The sequence below is a fragment of the Haloparvum alkalitolerans genome (assembly GCF_050122995.1).
Taxonomy (GTDB): domain Archaea; phylum Halobacteriota; class Halobacteria; order Halobacteriales; family Haloferacaceae; genus Haloparvum; species Haloparvum alkalitolerans.
In genome coordinates this window covers 1-23,557 of the sequence record NZ_JBNLIA010000018.1, presented here as the reverse complement: position 1 = coordinate 23,557, position 23,557 = coordinate 1, and the positions used below count along the sequence as shown (strand labels likewise).

Sequence of the window (23,557 nt, the reverse complement as noted above, 5' to 3'; positions counted from 1 at the left end):
CCCGAGACCCCGAAGGGTCCCGGTCGCCCCCTCGCGGGAGCGTTCTTCGCATTCATTCGAATGGCAGGCCAGTACTTAACCCCGTCGAAGCGATCGACGTACGGCATGCGGTTTCACGCGCCGCGGACGACGATCGATCGTGAGAGTCGAGCACCGCGAGCGCCGCAGCTCGCGGGCTCGGCCATCGGCGAAAGGTATCGCGCGGTCGGAGGTCGAGCGGTCATCCCGTGCTCGCACAGCGGGTCCCGCCGAATGACTGGCCGCGCGACCGGGCGTAGCGACTCGTCGGTCGTATAAGCGTCGAAAAACGCGGATCGGTGCGGCCCGGGAATTACTCTTCGAGGTGTTTGATGCCCTGCTTGGAGACGTTCGCTTCGGTGATCTCCTCGGGCATCCAGTCGGGGCTGTTGTCGGGTGCCGTCTCCTCCCACGCCCAGCCCTCGTAGATGTGGACCTTGTCGGTCCCTTTCTCCCGAAGCTTGAGCTCGGTCTTGTCGGCCGCGGACTCCGAGTTCGCGGGGTCCAGCCGACGGGCCGCCTTCAGCGCCGCCTGCCGCGGCGTGTTACCCGAGTAGACGCTCGACTCCGAACCGTCGTCTTCGCGCAGCGCGAAGTTCCGCTTACCGTCTTCACGTACCATGGTTTTTGACCTCCATGGCAATCCAACACACAATCTGTTATAAATATATCGGGCAGATAGGGGGACGGCGGCTCCTTCTATTTATAACCTTGTGGTGGTTGCGGGCTCGACCGCCCCCGAAACGCCGATAATTCGGCACAGGTCCGGTGCAAAATCCGCGGTGTGACGGGTCATCTCGCTCGCCCGCGGTCGGTTCCGGCCGATGAACGAGGGTGTGGAACGGGCGGTCGGACCGGATCCTCAGGGGTGCGCGCGTCGCGATGGCCGCGAGGCGTCCGTCGATGTCTGCGGCGCCTACATCGCGTAAACAACACTTATGTATCTCGTGCGGCGAGGTTGGGGCAGACAACCGCGATGGTTCGCAAGAAGAAGCTCAGTCCGAGTGGCGCCAAGGACGAGGACGGCGAGTACCACAACGTCCACGTGAACCTCCACGAGGACGAACTCGCCGTCGCCGGGATGGACATCGGCGACGAGGTGTTCGTCCGCGTCCGCGACGGCAAGATCATCATCCAGAAGGCCGAGTCGGACCCCGAAGACCTCGAACACGACTTCTGACGCCGCGCTTTTTTACCGCCTCCCGTCGGTGACCCCGATCGAGTCGCTCGGGTCCGGCGGCTTCATGGGCGTTCGCTCCGAGGGACCGACAATGACGAGCGCGTACGATCTCTGCAAGCCGCTGTTGTTCGCGCTGCCGCCCGAGACCGCCCACCGGGCGACGCACGGGCTCCTGCGAGCGGTACAGGGCACGCCCGCGACCGACCTGCTCCGTCGCCGGTACGTCGTCGAGGACGAGCGGCTGGAGACGGAGACGTTCGGCTGCGCGTTTCCGAATCCCGTCGGCGTCGCGGCCGGCTTCGACAAGAACGCGGAGGTGCCGCGAACGCTGGCGGCGCTCGGCTTCGGCCACGTCGAGGTCGGGGGCGTCACCGCGGAGCGCCAACCCGGAAATCCTCGGCCCCGGATGTTCCGGCTGAAGGAGGACCGCGCGCTGATCAACCGGATGGGGTTCAACAACCACGGCGCGGACGCGGTCGGCGAGCGCCTCGACGCGGAGCCGCTCCCGGACGTGCCCGTCGGCATCAACGTCGGCAAGTCGAAGTCGACCCCCCTCGAGGAGGCGGCCGACGACTACCTGTACACCTACGAGCGCGTCGCGGACGCGGGCGACTACTTCGTCGTCAACGTCTCCAGCCCGAACACGCCCGGACTGCGCGAGTTACAGAACAGGGAGGCGCTCGAACGCATCCTGGGAACGCTGTCGGACGCCGGCGCCGCCCCCCTGCTCGTGAAGTTCTCGCCGGACCTCCCCCGGCCGGCCGTCGAGGAGGCGCTCGCGGTCGTCGACGACCTCGAACTGGACGGCGTCATCGCGACCAACACGACCACCTCGCGGCCCGACTCGCTCCGGAGCCCGAACCGGGCCGAGCGCGGCGGCCTCTCGGGCGCACCCATCGAGGGGACCGCCACGGAGATGGTCCGGTTCATCGCGGAGCGCACGGACGTGCCGGTCGTGGGCGTCGGCGGCGTCTCGGACGCCGCGGGCGCGTACGCGAAGATCAGGGCGGGCGCCTCGCTGGTCCAGCTATACACGGGGCTGGTCTACGAGGGGCCGAGCCTCGCCCGCGAGATAAACGAGGGGCTGCTCGACCTGCTTGAGCGGGACGGCTTCGACTCGGTCGCGGACGCGGTCGGCGCCGACCTGTAGTGGGATCCGGCGAGGCGTTCGACGGCGAACGCCGACAGAAAACGCCGACAGAAAAACCGCGGTCCCGAAGCGCTACGTCTCGGGCTCGTTGCGGACGATGACGACCACGTCGCCGACCTCCAGCAGCTCGCCCTCGCCGTCGTAGCGGCGCTCGCGCTCGACGGTGAACTCGTCCGCCGTGAGTTCGAATCCGGCGACGCGGAGTTCCTCGCCCGCGAGGTCGTAGTCGTCCTGTGCCAGCGCGGCCTCGATGTCGCCGATGTCGTCGCCGTACTTCGGGCCGACGGTGGCGTAGTCGAGGTCGATCCCGGCGACCACCGTCTCGACGGGCGCGTCGGCGTCCGGGTGGACGGTCAGGTCGTCGACGTGCATCACGCCGGTGATGTCGGCCTCGAAGCCGCGGACGTCGCCGTACACCTCGACGGCGTCCAGCGTCGCGTTCATCGGGAGCTGGTTGTCGCTTTTGTACTTCCGGAGCGCGCCGACCACGTCGGTCGCCGCGACGCCGGCCGCGTGGTCCGCCTCCAGTCCGAGCGGCTCGGGCCAGTCGGCGAGGTGGATCGAGTCGGCCGCAGGGTCGGCGGCACCGTTGGCGGCCTCGTCAGCCTCCGTCTCGGCGACCGCGTCGGCGTACATGTCGTGCCACAGCTCCTCGGTCACGTGCGCGAGCAGGGGCGCGAACAGCTTCAGGAACCGGCGGTGGGCCGTCCGGAGCGCGTACGCCGCGGAGGCGTCCTCGCGGTTCTTGACGATCTCGAGGTAGTCGTCACAGAACGTGTTCCAGAAGAACGTCCGGAGCCCGTCGCGCGCCTTCGAGAACTCGCGGCGCTCCAGAAGCTCGGTGGTGGACTCGATCTCGCGGTCGAGTTCGGCCAGCAGCCAGCGGTCGATCTCGCGGAGCTCGTCCGGCTCGTCCGGGAACGGCTCCGGCGCGAGCGACTCGACGAGCTTCGAGGCGTTCCACAGCTTGCGGATCAGCTTCTCGCCCGCGCGGAGGCCCTTCTCCTGATAGGGGAGGTCGTCGCCGACCGCGGAGCCGGCCGCCCAGAAGCGGGCCGCGTCGACCGGGAACTCCTCCATCACCTCGCCGGGGTCGACGACGTTCCCCTTCGACTTCGACATCTTCTCGCGGTTCTCGTCGAGCACCATCCCGTTGATCATCGCCGACTCGAACGGCACCTCGTCGGTGTGCTCGTAGCACTTGATGACGGTGTGGAACAGCCAGAAGGAGATGATGTCGTGGCCCTGCGGACGCACGTCCATCGGGTAGATCTCCGGCCGCTCCATGGTGAACGCCTCGGCGTCCGCGTCCCAGTCCCAGCCGGCGTTGATGAGAGGAGTCAGCGAGGAGGTCGCCCACGTGTCGAGCACGTCGTCCTCGGGGACGAACTCGCCGTGGCCGCACTCGGGGCAGGCGTCGACCGGCGGGTCGTCCGAGAGGGGGTCGACCGGGAGGTCGCCCTTCTCGGCGACGACCGTGTGGTCGCAGTCGGCGCAGTACCACACCGGGAAGGGGATGCCCGAGGAGCGCTGGCGGGAGATGAGCCAGTCCCACTGGAGCCCCTCGACCCAGTGCTCGTACCGCGTGAACATCTTCTCGGGGAACCACTCCATCTCGCGGCCGGCCTGCAGGTACTCCTCGCGCTTGTCGAGCACCTGGATGTACCACTGCTCGGTGACGAGGAACTCGACGCCGACGCCGCAGCGCTCGTGGACGTTGACGGTGTGAGTGATCGCGCGGCGGTCGAGGAGGAACCCCTCGTCGTCCAGGTCGGAGACGATGGCCTCGCGGGCCTCGTTCGAGTGCATCCCCTCGTAGGTCTCGGCCACGTCGGTCATGTGGCCGGACTCGTCGATGGCGACGCGCAGGTCAAGGTCGTGGGCCTGGTACCACTCGATGTCGTTCTGGTCGCCGAACGTACAGCACATCACGATGCCCGACCCCGTCTCCATGTCGACGCGGTCGTCCGCGATGATCGGCACGTCGTGGCCGAACAGCGGGACCTCGGCGTCCGCCCCGACGAGGTGCTGGTTGTCGTCGTCCTCGGGGTGGACGAAGACGGCGACGCAGGCGGGCAACAGCTCCGGCCGCGTCGTGGAGATGGTGAACTCCTCGCCGGCGTCGGCGACCGAGAACGCGATGTCGTGGAAGTGGGAGTCGTGTTCGGCGTCCTCCGTCTCGACCTGCGAGATGGCGGTCTCGCACTCCGGACACCAGATGGCGGGCGCCTTCTCGCGGTACTCGCGGCCCTGGTCGTACAGGTCGATGAAGGAGAGCTGGGAGACGCGCTGGACCTCGGGGGAGATGGTGCGGTAGGTGTTGTTCCAGTCGATGGACAGGCCCATCCCCTGCATCTTCTCGGTGAAGTCGGCCTCGTACTCGCGGCAGACCTCGCGGCACTTCCGCTGGAACTCGCGGCGCTCGAAGTCCTGATGTCGGATGTCGAGTTCGCGCTCCGCCAGTCGCTCGGAGGCGATGCCGTTGTCGTCGTAGCCGAAGGGGTAGAAGACGTCCTGTCCGTTCATCCGGTTGAACCGGGCGACGATGTCCTGCAGGATGGAGCCGTAGGCGTGGCCCCAGTGGAGGTTGCCCGACACGGTCGGCGGCGGCGTGTCGATGGAGAAGGCGGTGTCCGGGTCGGTCTCCCCGTCGGGGTAGGCGTAGGTCTCCTCGTCGACCCATCGGCGCTGCCAGTGCGGCTCGGCGGTGTCCGGGTCATACTCTCCGCTGGGCATTCTTGGGTGCCCGTTCCCGCGGTTGGCCCTTAACCGCCTCGGTCCTGTGGCACGGCCGCACGCGGCGGCTGGCGGCAGTTCGGCCAGCAACGTCACACGAAGTGTGCCGCGCAGGGGTGCCGTATGGAGGTGCGATGCGGTGCTTGTGCAGTCGGCGCGCGCGAGCAACGCGCGCGAGGGAGGCGGCGGCGCGGCCGCCTGCTGTGCGTGCGGTTCCGCGGCCGCGCCGCCGCCGAGGTTGGGGAGGTGCGAGGCTGCGGTGCGGTCGTGGGGCGGTTACGGCGCGGGGTGGGACTGAAAGGGGCAGCCGGATCGACCCGGCTGGGGCTTTCCCGGTGGTGCTGTCCAGCACAGCAGGATCGGCAACAGACACAGAAAACGCGTCGTAGGGAGACCCGGGGCCGACTTATCGCGACGCGTCGGCGGCCGCGACCAGGTTCGCGACTCGCCCCTCGTCGACCGGCGCGGTCGTCTCGCCGCCCTCCTTCAGCGCGGTGCCGACGATGACGCCGTCGGCGATGTCCAGGAGGTCGGCCACGGTTTCCTCGGTGACGCCGCTGCCCACCAGGATCGGCGTGTCCAGCCCGACTTCGTCCCGGCGCGCGGCCCACTCGCGGAGGTCCGCGGGGCTGGTCGGCTCGCCGGTGCCGCGCCCGGAGACGACCGCGGCGTCCGCGAGGCCGCGCTCGGTCTGGTCGGCGAACGACTCGGCCGTGAACTCGCCCGACGCCAGCGGCGCGGAGTGTTTCACGTCGAGGTCCGCGAACACGCCCACGTCGCCGGCGTCGAGCCGCTCCCGGAGCCGGATCGTCTCGTGCGCCTGCCCCTGCAGGACGCCCTGGTCCGAGACGCGCGCGCCCGTGTGGACGTTCACGCGGACGTAGTCCGCGCCGGTCGCGGCCGCGATGCCCACCGCTGCGGGCGCGTCGTTCCGGAGGACGTTCACGCCGAGCGGGCGGTCCGTGGCGGCCGCGATCTCGGTGATCGCGCGCGTCATGGACGCGACGGTGTGTTTCGGCACGTCGTCGGGGTAGAAGGGCGCGTCGCCGAAGTTCTCGACCATGATCCCGTCGACGCCGCCGGCGTCGAGCGCCCGGGCGTCGGCGACCGCGCGCTCGACGACCGCGTCGATCCCCGCGTCCGCCTGCGGCGCTCCGGGGAGTGCGCCGAGGTGGACCATCCCGATCACCGGCCTGGACGTTCCGAAGGTGGTCTCGAAGTCCATGGGCGTGGTGAGCGTCCCGGTGGCTAAGTGGTGTCGGAACGTCGACGGTCGAGGGCGTCGACGGTGGAAAACGCGGCGGCAGGGACTCCGGCGGAACCGGCCGCGGGCGCCCTACTCGTCGGGAGTCGGCTCGTGAACGTGGCCGCACTCGGGGCAGGTGACCTCCTGTCCGCGGAGGCGCTGGCTCTCCTCGCGGACCTCCCGCATCACGCTGGAGATGCGCTCCTCGGCCTCCAGCTCGTCCTCGACCGCGAGGTCGACCCCCTCGACCTCCATCAGGAACTTCGCGATCTCGGTCACCTCGTACATCATCTCGTCTAAGTCCTCGGCGGTGAAGAAGCCGCACATCGCGCCGTAGAGGAACGTAGCACCCGCCTTCGTCACCTTCTCCTCGAAGGAGTGGCGCGCCTGGTTGACCGCCTGCGGCGTGTAGGTGTCGGTCATGAAGGGGACGAGTTCGGGGAGGTTCTCGCCGATCTTCGTCATCTCGACGCCCGTCTCCGTCCGGAAGTCCGCACAGAGCCGCGCGATGGCCCACTCGCGGGCGGTGATGTAGGTGCGGTCGCGCAGGAACTCGTTGACGCGGTCGTACTGCGCGCCGTCCATCTTCGTGAAGCGCTCGTACTTTTGCACGTCCGGGGGCACGTCGTCGCCCGAGGCCGATCCGGCGTCGGCCGCGTCCTGCGGGCCGGTCGACGACTCGTCCGGTTCGGTGGGCGTCTCCTGTGAGTCGGCGGACGACTCGCCCGACTCGGCGGGCGCCTCCGCCGGGGCGTCGGACGCGCTCTCGGACGGTTCGGGGGATGCGTCCGCGGCGTCGGACGCGCCTGCAGGGTCCTCGCTCATACCCCACCTAACCCCAGCGCCGGGCAAAAGGGTTCCCGTCGACCGGATCTCCTGCCCCCGGACGGACAACCCTTTTGAGGTGCGCCGTAGAGGAAACGGGCATGAAGGTGCTTCTCGGGATCGGCGGCAGCGACGACTCGTTGCACGCGCTGGAGCGGACCGTCGAGCGGGCGGTCACCGCGGGCGACGACCTGACGGTGGCGGTCGTGGAGAACCCGGACTCACCGCGGTCGCCCGAGGAGGTCGTCGCACGCGCCGAAGAGGTGCTCGCCGACGCCGCGCTCGACGCGGAGATCCGCCGCGTCGAGGGCGATCCCGGGAGCCGGCTCGTCGAGATCGCGGAGTCGGAGGGGTTCGACGTCATCGCGCTCGGCGGCGGCCAGACCAGCCCGATGGGGAAGATCAACCTCGGGAGCATCGCGCAGTTCGTCCTGTTGAACGCCACGACCTCGGTCACGCTGGTCCGATGACGCCCGCCCGCTTCCCCGACGACGTGGCCGAGCGGTTCCCGGAGCCGCCGCTGTCGTTCGAGGACCGCGAGGGGCGGCCGATCGAGATCCGGTCCTACGACGGGAGCGACGCGGAACACGAGGCGCTCGCGGAGATGTACGACGCCTTCGACCCCGCGGACCGAGCGCAGGGGATCCCCCCGAGCCAGCCCGGGGCGGTCCGCGACTGGCTCGACACGATCCTCGCCGACGACTGCCTGAACGTGATCGCGTGGCACGGCGACGACGCCGCCGGCCACGCCACGCTGGTCCCGGACGAGGACGCCTACGAGCTCGCCATCTTCGTCCTGCAGGCGTACCAAGAGGCCGGCATCGGAACGCGGCTGATGAAGGCGCTGCTCGGCTACGGGCAGGCCGAGGGGATCCGGAAGGTGTGGCTCACCGTCGAGCGCTGGAACCGCGCCGCGGTCGCGCTCTACAAGAAGATCGGCTTCGAGACCTCCAACGCCGAGAGCTTCGAACTGGAGATGGCGATCCGGCTGAACGACGGCGAAAACGACTGACGGTAAGCCACGGAAATGTCTGTTTTTTAACATCGGCTGCCCGGTCAATGATCGCGGCGGTGCGGTCGGCGCGCGCGAGCAACGCGCGCGAGGGAGCCCACGGAGCCGGCCGCGCCGCGGTGCCGTGCTGTCGCGCGGCCTGCTCCGTGGCGAGGCTGGGGAGGTGCGAGGTCGCGGGGCGGTCGCGGGGCGGTCGCGGTGGGTGGGACTGAAAGGGGCAGCCGGCTCGGTCCCGCCCGGACGACGCTCTCGCGAGCCTCCCGAGCGAGAGTCAGCAAGTCGCAGCCCGGCAGCCCGCTACTGCAGGCAGCCCGGACCGTCTGCCGGAACCCGGCGGGTCGAGCCGGCTGGGGCTTTCTCGGTGGTGCTGTCCCAAGCAGCAGGATCTGCGCCAGAAACAAGAAACGCGTCGTAGGGAGAGCCAGCAGGAGCTTTCTGGATGTTGCTGACCCCAGAAGTAGGGTCAGCCACAAAAACAGAAAATCCGCGGACGTAGTAGAGAGGAGCGCTGGGGCGTTCGAACTGGCAGATATCCCCGCGATCCGACCGCCCTCGTCACCGTTCCGTCTGAAGCCGCCGAGAACTTCGACGGATCGCTATGAACGGCGACGCGAACGAGCGACCGGGGCGGACGCCCTACTCCGCCAGCGCGTCCAGTCGGAACTCGAAGGCGGCCACCGGCAGTTCGAGGTCGTGCTCGACCAGTACGCGGGGGTGGATCTCCCCGACGACGCCGACCGCCTCGCCGTCGACGACCACGGCCGCGGTCCGGCCGTCGATGAATGAGGGGTGCTCGGTGCGAGGCGTCTCCAGGTCGACGTCGAACCGCCCGGCAAGCGCCTGCAGGCGGGCCTTCGCGTCCTCGTAGCCGGCGTCCTGCCGGGCGAGCGCGGCGGCCACGGTGCGGTGTTCGGCGACGTTCGTGTTCTCGGACTCGTCGCGCTCGGCGACCAGCCCGACCTCGGCCACGTCCTGCGGGTACGCGCGGTGGGTGTTCCGCTCCAGGAGCGTCATGATCGAGGGGAGCGCCCACGTCCGGAGCTGGGTGTAGTCCTCGCTGTACGGCTCCGTGATCCCCACGGGCTCGCCGCCGCCGAGGACGTCCGCACCGGGCTCGACGCCCATCCGGTCGTAGTTGGCCTCGCCGCTGGTCATGTGGAAATTCAGCAGGTCCTCGAAACCGAGGCCGATCAGCGCCTCGCGGACGGCGTCCTCCAGCCGGGAGCGCTCGTGGCGCCCGCCGACGGTCCCCACGTCGGGGTACCGCGACTCGAGGTCGTTGAAGCCGTAGGCGCGGCCCACGTCGTCCACGAGGTCCGTCGGGTGGAGCACGTCGACGCGGTACGGCGGGATCTCCACGTCGTAGGTGACGTCCTCGCCGAGCGAGTAGCTCGCGTCCAGCCCCGAGCGCTCGAAGAGGTCGACGACCTCCTCCGGCTCGAACTCGACGCCGACGGTCGTCTCGATCCGGTCGTGGGTGACGGACTTCTCGTCCACCTCGAGGTCCGGGCGGACGAGTTCGTCGCGGCCGTCCGGTCCCTCACCGGCGTACTCGATGTCGACGTCCTCGATGGTCGCGCCGCGGGCCGCCAGCGCGTAGCAGACGATGTTGCACATGCGGTCGATCGTCCACTGGTCGGTGCCGGTCAGCTCCACGAGCAGCTCGCGGGAGCCGGTGGTCACCTCGGTCCGGCGGCCGTTGATCACCGGCGGGAACGAGAACAGACCGAGGTCGTCGTAGATCGCGGGGTAACGCTCGTAGTCGGCGACGAGGTCGGCGTATTTCCGGCCCGTGTCGTGCTTCGCCAGCACCTCGGCGGGCGTCAGCTCCGCGTCGGAGTCGAGCGCGACGAAGGTGTCGCCGTCCGGCTCGACGCCGCGGTAGGTGATCGAGTTCGTCCCCTCCTCCCCGTGGGCGGCGCCCTTCAGCATCGTCAGGTCGTGGATGCCGATGGCGCCCTTCGCGCGGCCGCGGCCCATCGTCGCGTGGAGCTTCTCCTGCAGCTGGATCAGCGAGTCGAGCGCGCGCTCGTCGAGGTCGACGCCGCGGATCACCGCGGCCGTGACGTACGGGCGCTCGTCGGGGACGGACTCCTCGACCTCGACGGTCCAGTCGGCGTCGTTCGTGTCGGGGACGTGGACGCCGCGCGCGTCGCCGTAGTGGTAGCGCAGCGAGCGCGCCACGCCCTCGACGCTGAGGCGGTCGAGCCGGTCGGGCGCGAACTCGAACTGGAGCTCCCCCTCGTCGGTCTCGCCCTCGAACTCCAGCCCGAGGCCGAACAGGTCGTCTTTGAGCTCCTCGTCGTCCTTCTCCTCGTGACCGCTCAGCTCGCGCAGCTCGTCGGGGTCGATGTCGACGACGGGCATCAGTAGGTCACCTCCGCGTTCCGCAGGAAGTCGATGTCGGCCAGCGTCCCGTGGAGGTCGCGGATGTCCTCCGCGCCCGTGGTGAGCATGGCGAGCCGCTCGAGGGCGAGCCCCCACGCCATCACGTCGCACTCCACGCCGAGCGGGCCGAGCACCTCCTCGCGGAACAGCCCGGAGTTGCCGATCTCGATCTCCTCGCCCGTCTCGGGGTGTTTGCCGAACAGCTCGAAGCTCGGCTCCGTGTAGGGGTTGTAGTGCGGCTTGAACCGGATGTCCTCGATGCCGAACTGGCGGTAGAACTCCTCGAAGGTACCCATCAGGTCGCGCACCGAGAGGTCCTCGGCCATCACCCATCCCTCGATCTGGTAGAACTCCAGCAGGTGGGTCGGGTCGAGCGTGTCGTTGCGGTACACCTTCTCGACCGAGAAGTAGCGCTGCGGCGGCTCCAGCTCGGCGCCCGCGTAGCCCGAGAGGTAGCGCATCGACAGCGAGGTGGTGTGGCCGCGCAGCGCGACCGCCTCGGCGAAGTCGCGGTCCCACGGCGAGTGGTAGCCGTCGCCGTCCTCGCCCCAGCCCTCGCGGTGGGCCGACTCGACGCGCTCGACCAGCCGGTCGGGCAGCTCCTGGATCGGCGGCACGTCCAGCGCGAACCGGTCCCAGTGGGTGCGCGCCGGGTGGTCCTGCGGCATGAACAGGCAGTCGTTGATCCAGAAGTCGGCGTCGGCGTGGGGCCCCTCCATCTCCTGAAAGCCCATGCCGACGAGCACGTCCTTGACGCGGTCGGCGGTCCCCCGGAGGACGTGCTTGCGGCCGCCCTCGACCGCGGGCGCGTCCGCCTCGACGTTGTACTCGGTGAACTCCACGTCCTCCCACTCGCCGCTGGTGAGGAGCTCAGGAGTGACGGCGTCGACCGTCTCCGCGGCCTCGACGCCCTCCATCAGCGCCGTGACGCCCTCGTCGGTCAGCGTCAGCGAGCGCGTGGTGTGCTCGACGCGGTCGATCAGGCCTCGGCGCTCCAGCTGGTCGAGGACCGCCTCGTCGGCGTCGGGGGCCTCGCCGTCCGCGAGCGCCGAAAGCGCCGCGGCCTCGGGGTCCGAGTCGGGGTCCGCGTCGGCGTTCACCGAGACCGCACCGGACTCGATGGCGCCGAAGCCCTTGCGCGCGAAGTTCGAGAGCGCGATGTCCACCTCGGGGCCCGCGAGCGCGGCGTTCTCGATGACCTCGCCCATCGGGACCGGCTCGTCGGCCGCGCCGAGTTCCAGCGCCGTCCAGTAGAGCCGGGCCTCGGGGAGGTCCTCGGAGACGTACTCGCGGCCCTCCTCGGTGAGTTCGATGGTCTCGTCGGCGGTCTCAGCGACGCCGATCAGCCCGGCGTCGCGGAGGTCGAAGGCGGCGCCCGTGACGGTCTCGGGCTTGAGCCCGGTCGACGCCGCTATCTCGTCGATGGTCCGTTCGTCGTTCGCGCTCGCGGCGTCGAGCACCGCGAGCTGTCGTTCCGGAAGTCGCATTCTGGTTGTGTGGATACGCGAGCGGTCGATAGGTAACGGTTGCGGGACGCCGCGACGCGGGAGCGCGGAGCCCGGGGAAGCGCGAGATGCCGACGCGCGCCGAAGCCTCCGCGGTCGCGGCGATCGGGACTGGGCGACCCCGCCGAACGGCCCGGTTTCACGCCCCCGCCGCGGGGGCGCTCCGCCGCGGCCGGTCAGCCGAAAAAGAACGCGGTCCCGCCGTTGTCGGTCGGACGGGCGGTACGGTCGGCGGCGGAGTCGAACGCCATGCCTACGCGTCACGCGAGAACTGACTTAAAAATACGGTCGCCGGCCGCTCGCCGACGAGCGCCGCGGCTCCGAGGTATGAATAGTCCGAAAAGCGGAATCGTCGCCCATCGCTGACGCGACGGCCGATAATTCAGTAGTTAGTTGCGGACGAGGTTCGTCGCGCGCGGGCCCTTGGGGGACGACTCGATGTCGAACTCCACTTCCTGCCCCTCCTCGAGGTCCGGACCGCCAACGTCCTCCATGTGGAAGAAAACGTCCTCGTCGTCGTCGACCGCGTCGTCGTCAGTCGAGATGAAACCGTAGCCGCCAGTGTCGTTGAAGAAGTCAACCTTACCGTTTGCCATTGCAAACAAACGTATGGCCGTTTCAGGGATAAGGATTGCGAGGGTACGGTTACCACGACCCTCGGCTGGACGAATGACCGCTACGAGCGGCGGGAAACGGACGCTCCCCTGGCGTCCTCGGACGGCGATGGAGCACCGCGGGCCGCAGTAGGGCCGCTTTTACGCCCGGCCGCCCCATCGCCGGTAATGAGCGACCTCGACGCGTTCCTGTCCGGCGACCGACCGGACGACGTGGTGCTGTTCATCAGCGACTCGTACCTCGACGACGACTCCCGACTCCGCGAGGTCGGGAGGGAGACCGACGGCGGCGTTCGCGTCGTCGTCGACGGTGAGACCGGCCGCTCGGCGTTCAAGGCCGGGACCGGCATGGACGCCATGGCGTTCGCGAAGGAGGCGATGGCCAACGAGGGCGAGATCGCGCACACGCTCGACGGCGGCGCGTGCCCGTTCGCGGACGAGGACCCCGAAGCCGACCACGAGGTCCGGTTCGTCTTCGCGTTCGCGGAGGCCCAGAACGAGGAGGTCGGCGGCCTCTACGCGGAGGGCGACGTGGTACACGCGTACGCGCACTGCGCGTGCGGGGAGAGCTACTCCCACAAGTGGGTCGTCGGCACGCGGAGCGACTGACGGGCAGACCACGGAGAGGAAACAGGAGAGAAAGACGGGGTGCGGGCGGACGGCGAGCGGATGGCGGACGGCGAGCGGAAGCGGACCGCGGGCTACCGACGCCGCGCCAGGAAGGCGGCCGCGACGAGCGCGATCAGCGCGACGACGGTGCCGAATCCGGGGACGTTCACGCCGGACGCGGTCGGCGTCTCGCTGGTCTCGACCGTGGAGTCGCCGCTCCCGGAGTCGCCGGTGTCGTCCGAGTCGGACGAGTCGTCGGTGTTCGACTCCTCGGTGGTCTCCGGCGTTCCGTCGCCGGTGTCGTTCGAGTCGGACGTTCCGTCGCCCGAACCGGAGTCGTCCGTCGCGTCGCCGGACGTTGTCACCGCGAACGTCGAGAAGCCGCTTGTCTCGGCCTCGATGACGACCTCGCCGTCCTCGACGGTCGCGGACGTGTCGAGCGCCGTCCACTCGTCGCCGTCGTAGCGCTCGACGACGACCGCCGAGGCGTCCGCGCCGTCCAGTTCGCTCTCCTCGAGGGAGAGCTCGAGGGTCGCCTCCGAGCCGCTCGCCGCCGCGGGCACGTCGATCCGGTAGATCGAGACTACGTCGTCGAGGTCGGGCGCGTCCTCCGGCAGGTCGCTGACGCGGTCGACGACGACGGTCTCGTCGGTCGGCGCCGACTCGAACTCGATGCGCTGCACGTCGCTTCCGAGCAGCCGGGCCACGTCGTCCGAATCGATGGCGGCGTTGTCGCGCTCGCGGACGTCCGCGGGCAGCGTGCTCCCGGACTCGTCCGCGTCCGAGTCGTCGTCCGGGGCGCTCACGTCGACGGTCACCGTGTCCGTGTTCTCGTTGCCGGCCGCGTCCGTGGCCGTCACGGTCGCGGTGTACTCGCCGGCGGCGTCGTAGGTGTGGGTCACGTCGGCGCCCGTGTCGCTCGCGCCGTCGCCGAAGTCCCACTGGATCGAGGTGACGTTGGTCGTGGCGTCGCTGGCGTTCGCGGAGAAGCTCACGGACTCGCCCGCGGTCGCGGTCGTGTCGCCGGAGGCGGTGACCGTCGGCGGGACGGAGTCGACCGTCGTGGACGCTTCGAGGCCGGGGCTCACCTCGTCCGCGGCGGTCGCGGGCGTGACGTTCGAGAGGGTGCCGTTGTACTGTCCGTCGGCGTCACCGTCGTAGACGATCGAGTACTCGTAGAGGAGTTCGTCGCCGCCGGTCCGTGAGGACTCGTTCCCGCTCAGCGAGATGTACTCCGTCGATCCGGACGGCGTTTCGATCGTCACGTTCGCCCCGTCGATCTGGGTGGGCGTATCGAACGAGGCAGTGACGTTCTGTGACCCCGTCTGTGCGAGTTCGAAGTCGGACACCTCGAAGCTCGGTTCCTCGTAGGCGTAGACGCCCGCGACGCCGGCGCTCTGCACGCCGCTGATCTGGTTCCCGTCCGCGTTGACCGACGACGTGGTGCCGTTGAGCGTCGTGTAGCTGATCGAGCCGGAGCTCGTCATCCAGACGAGTTCCTTCTCGGGGCCACCGGACCAGTTCGCGGCGGTGACGGGCTTCTTCTGGCCGTCCGTGTCGTCGAGGACCTCCAGGTTGCTCTCGGAATCGAGGAGGCCGGGCGCCGCCGAACTGGAAACGACCGGGACCCGAACGTCGCCGGTTCCGTCGAGGTTCGCGGGAGCCCCCGCACCGTACACGTTACTCCCCTGCCCGATCGTCACGCTGCCGACGGTGGTCGTCTCGCCCGACTGCGAAAGGTAGGCGACGTACGGGTTGGAGTTGACGTACACGAGTTCGTCGTCGCCGTCGCCGTCGTAGTCGGCCACGCCCAGCACCGCCTGCGCGTCCGCGCTGGACTTCACGGTCGTCTCGTTCCACGCGTCGGCGGTCGCGTTGTAGTGGAACCGAACGATGTCGTCGTCGCTGTTCGCCGCGAGGATGCCGAACGAGCCGTTCCAAGTCCCGACCGCCATCCGGCTCGGAGACTGAACGGCCGACGACGCGACCTGCGTCGTGTTCCCGTCGGTGACGTTGACGACGAAGAGGTCGCCGTTGCTATTCATGTATGGCACCTGTAACGTCCCGTCGCCGGTGAGGTCGGCGGCCGGCCCGATGGCGGTCGCGCTGACGTTCAGGTCGTGGGTCGACGCGCCGCTTGCGTTCCCGGTGACGACGGTGACGTTGTCCGTGTCCGTGTCGACGTACACGAGGGAGACGTTCTCCTGATCGGTCGGTTCGACGTTCTGCGTTACCCCTCCGTCCTGTCCGAGGTCGGCGTGCGTACCGCCGGCCTGGACCGACGACGTCGCGGCCGCCGCCCCACCTGCGGCCGCGCTGACGACTACGACCACCGCCATGATCGCCGCCGCCAGAGACGTGAAGCGGCCGCTCCGCTCGCTGTTTTTGTTCATGTACAATTATGTTCGATCTCCCCACCAAAATGGTTGGTGGCCAATCATGTCCGCCGCGGGAGGCGGCCACGGACCGCCTCGTCGCCGATCAGTCCGGTTCCTCCCGAACGCGAATGCGGTTGAACTCGTCGGAGAGCTGGCTGGACAGCTCGGAGACGAGCGCGACCGCGAGCGGACCGACGATGACGCCGATGGCGCCGATCGTGAGCACGCCGCCGGTGAAGCCGATGAAGTAGAGGCTGGCGGGGAGCTTCGCGGTCTCGGCCGCGAGCCACGGTCGCACCACCAGGTCCGGCACCCAGCCGACCAGGAACCCCCCGACGAGGAAGATGGCGAGCGCGGCGGCAACGTCACCTGCCAACAGGTGCGAGGCCGCGAGCGCGACGATCAGGAGGCTCGGGCCGAGAACGGGGACGAACTGGAGCACGCCCGCCGCGGTCGCCAACGCGATCGCCGAGGGGTACCCGAACGCCAGAAACACCGGGAGCGCGACGAGGAACGTCGCGATCCCGGTCGCGGCCTGCACGACGTAGATCCCGTAGAGCGTCCGCCGCGCGCGAGTGTGGAGCGCGCCCGCGAGGTCCCGATACCCCGGGGGGACCAGTGCGAGCCCGGCGCGGCGGAGGCTCCGCTCCGAGTAGAGCAGCGAGTAGACGACGAAGACGAACAGCATCAGCTTGATCAGCAGGACCGGCGCCGCGCTCGCGACCCCCGCGGCCGTGGCGACGATCGCGTCGGTCGCCTCCGCGGCGGCGTCGGCGGTCACGACCGTGTGGCTGAACCCCCACAGCTCCAGCGTCACCGTCTCCGGCGCCCGCTCGATGGCGTCGACGACGCTCTCCAACCGGACGATGAGCACGAACAGCAGCGGGGAGAACACGACCACTGTCCCCAGAAATCCCGCCGCCGTCGCCACGCCGGCCGCGACGCGCCGGGACGCACCGACGCCCGCCAGCCGCCGGCGAACGGGCGCGAGCACGTACGCGACCGTGAGCGCGAAGAACACCGTCCCGACGACCTCCCACAGGATCGCGACCGCGAAGAGCCCGAACAGCACCGTCAGACCGCCGAGAACCTGCCGGCGTCGCGTCATACGTCGTCCGGGAGCCGCGGGACCATAAATGTCGGCGGCAGCCGGTTGCCCCCGACCGGCGACGGAAGGGACCGCCACGGAACGTGCCGGTTAAGTACCACCAAGTGGGACTACCCAGTAATGAGCAACCGACGACTCGACAGACGGAGCTTTCTGACGGCCGCGGGCGCGGCCGGGGCGACGGCGCTCGCCGGCTGTGCGGCGCCGGGCGAGAGCGACGAGTCCCCGGACCGACTCGTCGTGGGGACGTACAGTTCGTTCATCGACGCGCCCTCGACCAGTCCGGGCGCGTGGCTCAAGGAGACGTTCGAGGAGGAGTTCGACGCCGAACTCGTCTGGCAGACGCCGGACAACGAGCTCAACTACTACGTCGAGCGCCGGGCCGCCGACGTCGACATCTCCGCGGACCTCTACGTCGGCCTCAACACCGACGACCTCGTGCGCGTCGACGACGAGTTGGACGGGGACCTCTTCGTGGAGGCCGGCGACGTACCGGGGACCGACGACGTGCGCGAGGGGCTGGACTTCGACCCGCAGGGGCGGGCGATCCCCTACGACACGGGGTACATCAGCCTCGTCTACGACGGCACCGAGATGGAGGCCCCCGAGACGTTCGAGGGACTGCTCGAGGAGGAGTACCGCGGCGACCTCATCGCGCAGGACCCAAGCGGCGCGACCGGCCGCGCGTTCCTGCTCCACACCGTCCACCGCTTCGGCGAGGACGGGTACCTCGACTTCTGGGAGGACCTGCAGGCCAACGACGTGCGCGTGCTGGGGTCGTGGAGCGACGCCTACGCGGCGTGGTCCGGCGGCGAGGCGCCGATGGTCGTCTCCTACTCCACCGACCAGGTGTTCGCGGCGGGCGAGGGGGAGGACCTCGAGGAACACCAGATCCGCTTCCTGAACGACCAGGCGTACGCCAACCCGGAGGGGATGGCGCGGTTCGCGGACGCGAGCAACCCGGAGCTCGCTCGCGAGTTCATGAGCTTCATGCTGCGGCCCGACGTGCAGGGCGAGATCGCCCAGCGCAATGTCCAGTTCCCGGCGACCGACACCGCGGAGCTCTCCGAGGACTACGCGGAGCTGGCCAAGGAGCCGCCCGAACCGGTGACGTTCACGTACGAGGAGCTGCAAGGCTCCGTCAGTGAGTGGGTCGACGCCTGGGAACGGCAGTTCGCCGGCAACTGAACCCGCCGTGAGCGACGGCTCGGAGACGGGCGGGACCGCGCCCGGCGACGCCGCGGAGGACGGCGGGACCACGCCCGGTGACGCCGCGGACGCCTCGGACGCCGCGGAGGACGGCGACGCGTCGAGCGCCGCCGCTCGGACCGCGCGCGACTGCGCCGAGCGTCGCGTCCTCCCCGCTCTCGCGGCCGCGACGGTTCTGCTCCTGGCCGTCCTGTTCTACTACCCCGTCGGCACCGTCCTCGTCGAGGCTGTCCGGGTCGACGGGCGCTACACGCTCGAGGTGCTGGTCGGCGTCCTCCGGGACCCCTTCTACCTGGGCGACCTCGCGGGGCTGTTCGCGGGCGAGTCGCCCCTCGCGGTCGCCGGACGGCTGCTCGGCCCGGACCGCCGGCTCGGGATCGTCGGGTTCACGGCGTATCAGGCGGCGCTGTCGACGCTCGCAAGCGTCGCGCTCGGGCTCCCGGGCGCGTACGTGCTCGCGCGGTTCGAGTTCCCCGGTCGTCGCACCCTGCGCTCGCTGACGATCCTCCCGTTCGTGCTCCCGTCGATCATGGTCGCGGTCGGCTTCGTCGCAACCTTCGGCGACGACGGTACGCTGAACGCGGCGCTGAGCGCGGTGGGGCTGCCGACGGTCGACCTGCTGTTCACGCTGGAGGCGGTCGTGATCGCCCACGCGTTCTACAACGCGCCGCTCGTGACCCGGGTGACGACCGCGGCGTGGGAGTCGGTGGACGCGAGCGCGGTCGAGACCGCCCGGAGCCTCGGCGCGGGCCCCCTGCGCGCGTTCCGGGACGTGGTGGCGCCGCAGGTGTACCCCGCGGTCCTGATGGGCGCCGCGCTGACGTTCGTGTTCACCTTCGGCACGTTCCCCATCGTCCTCGCGCTCGGCGGCTTCGAGTTGGCCACGATAGAGGTGTTCGTCTACCGGCTGATCCGCAACCTGGAGTACGCCGAGGCGGCCGCGCTGGCCATCGTGGAACTCGCGGTGTCGCTCGGCCTGCTGTACGCCTACCTGCGGTACGAGGCGCGCCACACGGTGCGGTCGCGGGGCGTCAGACCCCTGCCGCGCCACCGGCTCCTCCCCGCGTCGCCCTCGCTCGGCCAGGCCCTCGTCCGGGTCGGCGTCGCGGCGTACGCGCTCGTCGCGCTGACGGTGTTTCTGGCGCCCGTCCTCAGCATGCTCCTCGCGAGCGTCACGGGACCAGACGGGCTCACGCTGGAGCACTACCGGTTCCTGGTGGAGCGTCAGCGCACCGGCGCGGCGTTTCAGGTGCGGCCGTGGCCCGCGGTCCGCAACTCGCTGCTGTTCGGCGTGGGGGCGCTCGCGGTCGCGCTCCCGATGGGCGTCGTCGTCGCCGTGTTGACGACCAGGGACTATCGCGGGCGGAAGCTGGTGGACGCGGTCGGGATGGCGCCCCTCTCGATCTCCGGCATCGTCGTCGGCCTCGGCCTGCTCCGCGGCCTCGTCTTCGGCGTCGAGGTCTGGGGGACGCGGATCGCGGTCGGGGGTGCGCTCGCGGTCGTCGCCGCCCACGCGGTCGCCGGCTACCCCTTCGTCGTGCGGACGGTCGGGCCGGGGCTGGACGCGCTCGACCGCTCGCTCGTGGAGTCGGCGCGCGCGCTCGGCGCGTCTCGGGCGCGGGCGTTACTGGACGTGGAGTTGCCCCTCGTGCGGCCGGGCGTGGTCGCGGGCGCCGCGTTCGCGTTCGCCATCTCGATGGGGGAGTTCTCCGCGACGGTGGTGCTCGCGACCGGCACGGAGCAGTACACGATGCCGGTCGCCATCGAACGATTCATCGGGCGACGGCTCGGACCGGCAACCGCCATGGGCGTCGTCCTGCTCCTCGTCACGAGCGCGAGCTTCGTCGTCATCGACCGCTTCGGAGGTGAGACCGGTGGGCTCTGAGGACCGGCCGGGCGGCGACGGTGACGCCTCCGACGCCGCTCCCGACGACGCCCCCGTCGCGGTCGAACTCGACGGCGTGAGCCGTCGCTACGGCGACGCGACCGCGGTGTCGGACGTGGACCTGCGGATCCGAGAAGGGGAGTTCTTCACGCTCGTCGGCCCCTCCGGGTGCGGCAAGACGACGACGCTCAGACTGATCGCCGGCTTCGAGGCCCCCGACGCGGGAACGGTGCGGCTCGGCGGCCGGTCCGTCGAAGGGGTCCCTCCGGAGGAGCGGAACGTCGGCGTCGTCTTCCAGAACTACGCGCTGTTCCCGCATATGACCGTGGGCGAGAACGTCGCGTACGGCCTCAACTTCGCCGAACCGCCCGGCGGCGTCACCCGCGAAGAGCGCGTGCGGGACCTGCTCGAGCTCGTAGACCTGCCGGGGATGGCGGACCGCGAGCCGGACGAGCTCTCCGGCGGCCAGCGCCAGCGCGTCGCGATGGCCCGCGCGCTCGCGCCCGGCCCCGAGGTCCTGCTGTTGGACGAGCCGATGAGCGCGCTCGACGCGCAGCTCCGCGAGCGCCTCCGGGCGCAGGTGAAGGCCATCCAACGGGAGCTGGGCATCACGACCGTCTACGTCACCCACGACCAGGAGGAGGCGCTCGCCGTCTCCGACCGGGTCGCCGTCATGCGCGAGGGGACGCCGGAGCAGGTCGCGCCGCCGCGGACGGTCTACCGCCGGCCGGCTACCCGGTTCGTCGCCGAGTTCGTCGGGGACAACAACGTCTTCGAGGGACGCGTCGAGGCGGTCGAGAACGTGGCCGACGCCGCGGCCGGCACCGGCACCGAACCCACCGATCAACTCGACGCTATTTCCCACGAGAAGGCGACGCATGGTAGCGGTTCTCCAGTCGAAATGGAGGGGTCGGGGGGCGGGGGCGCGGACGCCGCGGCCGAGCGGGACGGTACCGTCGCCGCGGTCGACGTCGGCGAGGCCGTCGTCCGCGTTCGAACCCCCGGCGCGGTCGCCGTCGGCGACCACCTGGCGTTCTGCGTCCGACCCGAGAACCTGCAGATCCTGCGGGTCAGCGGGACCGAGGGAAACGAGGCGAAGGGGGATGCGGAGAGCGACGACCCCCCCGCGAACGTCCTCCGCGGGTCCGTCGCGAGCGCGGAGTTCCTCGGGGAGACGACGCGCGTCCGGCTCGCGTGGGGGAACCGGACGCTGGTGGTCCGGACGACCGACCCGCTCTCCGGCACGGTCCGGGTGGGCTTCGACCCCGCGGACGCGCACGTCTTCGCGCGAGAGCGTCGCTAAGGGCGCCACGGGACGCGGCTGCGGGGCCATTCCGACCGCGCCGGGCAGCCAAAACCCTTTATTCGGGAGCGCGGGAACCCCGGGGCATGAGCGCCATCGAGCTGTCCGGGGTCACCAAGCGGTTCGGCGACGTCACCGCCGTGAACGACCTCGACCTGACCGTCGAGGAGGGCGAGGTGTTCGGCTTCCTCGGCCCGAACGGCGCCGGTAAGTCGACGACGATCAACATGGTCCTCGATTTCGTCCGCCCCACCGCGGGCGAGGTTCGCGTGCTCGACCGCGACGCGCAGGCCGAGAGCGTCGCGATCCGGCGGCGCATCGGCGTCCTCCCCGAGGGGTTTTCCACCTACGAGCGGCTCACCGGCCGCCAACACGTCGAGTTCGCCATCGAGTCGAAGGAGCTCGACGTCGACCCCGACCCGGTGCTCGAGCGGGTCGGCCTGCTGGAGGACGCCGACCGCAAGGCCGGCGGCTACTCGAAGGGGATGGCCCAGCGGCTCGCGCTCGCGATGGCGCTGGTCGGCCAGCCCCAACTGCTGATCCTCGACGAGCCCTCCTCCGGGCTCGACCCCGCGGGCGCCAAGGAGATGCGCGAGATCGTCCGTGAGGAGGCCGAGCGCGGCGCGACCGTCTTCTTCTCCTCGCACGTGCTCGGGCAGGTCGAGGCGGTGTGTGACCGCGTCGGCATCCTCCGCGCGGGCGAACTCGTCGCCGAGGACTCCATCGAGGGGCTCCGCGAAACCGTCGGCAGCGGCGAGACGCTCCGCGTCTCCGTCGACGGCGCGAGCGAGGAGGACCTGGCGGCCGTCCGCGCGCTCGACGGTGTGAGCGGCGCGGCGACCGACGGCACCACGGTCACGGTCGACTGCGAGAGCGGCGCCAAGACCGCCGTCATCGGCGCGCTCGAGGACGCCGGCGTCACCGTCACCGACTTCACCACCGCCGAGGCCTCGCTGGAGGACCTCTTCCTGGCGTACACCGAGGGCGCCGCACCGGAGGATAACGGGACGGACGAGCGTGATTCGGCCGCCACCGGGGGGGTGGCCGAATGAGCCTCGAGGCGGTCGCGCGAAAGGATTTCCGCGACGCGGTGCGCTCGCGGTGGATCTGGGTGCTGTCGGCGCTGTTCGTCGTCCTGTTCGCCGGGCCGGCGCTGTTCCGGTTCACGCTCGGCATCGGCCTCGGCGACGGAGCGGAAGCGACCGGCATCGCGCTGCTGTTCATCCAGTTGATGAAGGAGGGGACCGCGGTGCTGGTGCCGATCATCGCCATCGTCGTCGGCTACGCGTCGATCACCCGCGAGCGCGAGAGCGGGACGCTGAAGCTCCTGCTGTCGCTGCCTCACTCCCGCGCCGACGTGGTCGTCGGTAAGGTGCTCGGCCGGTCGGCGGTCATCGCGCTCCCCATCGCGGTCGGGTTCCTCGCCGCGGGGCTGGTGTTGATCCCCGCGAGTTCCGGCTTCGCGCTCGCGAGCTTCCTCGCGTTCGGCTTCCTGACGATGCTGCTCGGCGTCGTCTTCGTCGGCCTCGCGGTCGGCATCTCCGCGGCCGCGCGCAGCGACCGCGAGGCGATGGTGGGGTCCGTCGGCGCGTTCGTCCTGTTCCAGGTGTTCTGGGGCACCGCCACGAGCCGGATCGCCGGCGGGCTCCAGGAGTACGCCGGCCTGACCGCCCAGAACCGCTACCTCGTCGAACTCGGGGCCAAGCTGCTCAACCCCATCGCGGCGTACAAGACGCTTGCCGACTCGCTCGTCTTCGAGTCGCAGATGCAGGCGCGCCAGCAGCTGTTCGGCTTCTTCCTGTTTCCCGACCCGGCCGCGCAGGAGGCGCTCGGTCAGGAGCTTCCGGTCGTCTTCACCGACCCCTTCGTGGCCGCGCTGATGGTGCTGTGGTTCGTCGTCCCCGTCTACGTGGGGATGGTCCTGTTCGAACGCGCGGACCTGTAGACGGGTCGCAGTACGGGGTTTCGTGGCGGGTCGTCGATGCTGACGACCGCTACTGACCGGGGGCAGTTTCGGGTGCGGGTCCTGCCGCTCGAGACGGCAACACCCAGAAATCCCCAGCCGGCTCTCCGTACAACGTTTTTGAAACTGCTGGCGATCCTGCTGTGTGGGACAGCACCACCCAGAAAGCCCCAGCCGGCTCGACCCGCCGGGCCTCGCTGCGCGCTCGCGCCTCTCCGCACAGCTCGGCGCGAGTGCTTACGTCGTCCGGGCGGGATCGAGCCGGCTGCCCCTTTCAGTCCCACCCCGCAACCGCACCACAACCGCACCGCGACCGCCCAGCACCGCAGCCTCACACCTCCCCAGCCTCGGGCTGGGCGCGGCCGCGGAACAGCACCGCACCGCAGCGCGGCCGCGCCGCCGCCTCCCGCGCGCGCGGTGCGCACGCG

General features: G+C 70.1%; 19 protein-coding genes. 10 read left to right on the top strand and 9 right to left on the bottom strand.

Annotated features, from left to right (window positions below; genetic code table 11):
• Positions 1-331: 331 nt before the first annotated feature.
• Positions 332-640: a non-histone chromosomal MC1 family protein gene (locus ACQE3L_RS14980; RefSeq protein ID WP_426964667.1), complete on the bottom strand. Its 309-nt coding sequence runs from the start codon at positions 638-640 to the stop codon at positions 332-334.
• Positions 641-994: 354 nt separating this feature from the next.
• Between ACQE3L_RS14980 and ACQE3L_RS14975 the strand changes: the two genes are divergently transcribed.
• Together ACQE3L_RS14975 and ACQE3L_RS14970 are read left to right on the top strand one after the other, a co-directional pair.
• On the top strand, positions 995-1,198 hold the full coding sequence (locus tag ACQE3L_RS14975; protein WP_426964666.1) for a hypothetical protein: 204 nt from the start codon (positions 995-997) through the stop codon (positions 1,196-1,198).
• Positions 1,199-1,289: 91 nt separating this feature from the next.
• On the top strand, positions 1,290-2,348 hold the full coding sequence (locus ACQE3L_RS14970) for a quinone-dependent dihydroorotate dehydrogenase (protein ID WP_426964665.1): 1,059 nt from the start codon (positions 1,290-1,292) through the stop codon (positions 2,346-2,348).
• 72 nt (positions 2,349-2,420) lie between these two features.
• Here ACQE3L_RS14970 and ACQE3L_RS14965 read toward each other — a convergent pair whose 3' ends face one another.
• The 3 genes from ACQE3L_RS14965 to ACQE3L_RS14955 form a co-directional block, all read right to left on the bottom strand.
• A complete protein-coding gene (locus ACQE3L_RS14965) occupies positions 2,421-5,084 on the bottom strand; it encodes a valine--tRNA ligase (RefSeq protein WP_426964664.1) in 2,664 nt (887 codons plus the stop codon).
• Between the two features lie 406 nt (positions 5,085-5,490).
• Positions 5,491-6,309: a BtpA/SgcQ family protein gene (locus ACQE3L_RS14960; RefSeq protein WP_426964663.1), complete on the bottom strand. Its 819-nt coding sequence runs from the start codon at positions 6,307-6,309 to the stop codon at positions 5,491-5,493.
• 111 nt (positions 6,310-6,420) lie between these two features.
• Complete coding sequence (locus ACQE3L_RS14955; RefSeq protein ID WP_426964662.1) at positions 6,421-7,155, bottom strand: DUF5806 family protein; 735 nt, start codon at positions 7,153-7,155, stop codon at positions 6,421-6,423.
• A 101-nt stretch (positions 7,156-7,256) separates the two neighbouring features.
• On the opposite strand from ACQE3L_RS14955, the gene ACQE3L_RS14950 reads away from it, so the two are divergent.
• Together ACQE3L_RS14950 and ACQE3L_RS14945 are read left to right on the top strand one after the other, a co-directional pair.
• Positions 7,257-7,625 (top strand): universal stress protein, encoded by a 369-nt coding sequence (locus tag ACQE3L_RS14950; protein WP_426964661.1) that lies wholly within the window; start codon positions 7,257-7,259, stop codon positions 7,623-7,625.
• The gene (locus tag ACQE3L_RS14945) at positions 7,622-8,167 is read left to right on the top strand and encodes a GNAT family N-acetyltransferase (protein ID WP_426964660.1); all 546 of its coding nucleotides are present in this window, start codon (positions 7,622-7,624) and stop codon (positions 8,165-8,167) included. The genes ACQE3L_RS14950 and ACQE3L_RS14945 overlap by 4 nt, the downstream gene beginning before the upstream one ends.
• A 636-nt stretch (positions 8,168-8,803) precedes the next feature.
• On the opposite strand, the gene pheT is transcribed toward ACQE3L_RS14945, so the two are convergent.
• The 3 genes from pheT to ACQE3L_RS14930 all read right to left on the bottom strand — a co-directional run bounded on the left by pheT (position 8,804) and on the right by ACQE3L_RS14930 (position 12,656).
• On the bottom strand, positions 8,804-10,534 hold the full coding sequence (gene pheT, locus ACQE3L_RS14940) for a phenylalanine--tRNA ligase subunit beta (protein ID WP_426964659.1): 1,731 nt from the start codon (positions 10,532-10,534) through the stop codon (positions 8,804-8,806).
• The gene (pheS, locus tag ACQE3L_RS14935) at positions 10,534-12,042 is read right to left on the bottom strand and encodes a phenylalanine--tRNA ligase subunit alpha (RefSeq protein WP_426964658.1); all 1,509 of its coding nucleotides are present in this window, start codon (positions 12,040-12,042) and stop codon (positions 10,534-10,536) included. The genes pheT and pheS overlap by 1 nt, the downstream gene beginning before the upstream one ends.
• 407 nt (positions 12,043-12,449) lie before the next feature.
• Entirely contained in the window at positions 12,450-12,656 is a 207-nt protein-coding gene (locus tag ACQE3L_RS14930) for a cold-shock protein (protein WP_058367636.1), read from the bottom strand.
• Positions 12,657-12,842: 186 nt separating this feature from the next.
• Here ACQE3L_RS14930 and ACQE3L_RS14925 point away from each other — a divergent pair, with 186 nt between their 5' ends.
• Positions 12,843-13,283 (top strand): DUF5807 family protein, encoded by a 441-nt coding sequence (locus ACQE3L_RS14925; protein WP_426964657.1) that lies wholly within the window; start codon positions 12,843-12,845, stop codon positions 13,281-13,283.
• A gap of 92 nt (positions 13,284-13,375) precedes the next feature.
• Here the strand turns inward: ACQE3L_RS14925 and ACQE3L_RS14920 are convergent, their stop codons facing one another.
• Entirely contained in the window at positions 13,376-15,676 is a 2,301-nt protein-coding gene (locus ACQE3L_RS14920; protein WP_426964656.1) for a PKD domain-containing protein, read from the bottom strand.
• A gap of 88 nt (positions 15,677-15,764) precedes the next feature.
• Positions 15,765-16,769, bottom strand: a complete 1,005-nt coding sequence (locus tag ACQE3L_RS14915; protein ID WP_426964655.1) for an AI-2E family transporter — start codon at positions 16,767-16,769, stop codon at positions 15,765-15,767.
• 120 nt (positions 16,770-16,889) lie between these two features.
• On the opposite strand from ACQE3L_RS14915, the gene ACQE3L_RS14910 reads away from it, so the two are divergent.
• From ACQE3L_RS14910 to ACQE3L_RS14890, 5 genes are all read left to right on the top strand, one after another.
• The gene (locus ACQE3L_RS14910; RefSeq protein WP_426964654.1) at positions 16,890-17,957 is read left to right on the top strand and encodes a thiamine ABC transporter substrate-binding protein; all 1,068 of its coding nucleotides are present in this window, start codon (positions 16,890-16,892) and stop codon (positions 17,955-17,957) included.
• Between the two features lie 7 nt (positions 17,958-17,964).
• Positions 17,965-19,863 (top strand): ABC transporter permease, encoded by a 1,899-nt coding sequence (locus ACQE3L_RS14905; protein WP_426964653.1) that lies wholly within the window; start codon positions 17,965-17,967, stop codon positions 19,861-19,863.
• A complete protein-coding gene (locus ACQE3L_RS14900) occupies positions 19,853-21,166 on the top strand; it encodes an ABC transporter ATP-binding protein (protein WP_426964652.1) in 1,314 nt (437 codons plus the stop codon). The genes ACQE3L_RS14905 and ACQE3L_RS14900 overlap by 11 nt, the downstream gene beginning before the upstream one ends.
• Before the next feature lie 86 nt (positions 21,167-21,252).
• Positions 21,253-22,218 carry an ABC transporter ATP-binding protein gene (locus tag ACQE3L_RS14895; protein WP_426964651.1) on the top strand — a complete coding sequence of 322 codons (966 nt, stop codon included), beginning with the start codon at positions 21,253-21,255 and terminating at the stop codon, positions 22,216-22,218.
• Positions 22,215-23,111 carry an ABC transporter permease gene (locus tag ACQE3L_RS14890; protein WP_426964650.1) on the top strand — a complete coding sequence of 299 codons (897 nt, stop codon included), beginning with the start codon at positions 22,215-22,217 and terminating at the stop codon, positions 23,109-23,111. The genes ACQE3L_RS14895 and ACQE3L_RS14890 overlap by 4 nt, the downstream gene beginning before the upstream one ends.
• Positions 23,112-23,557 lie beyond the last annotated feature (446 nt).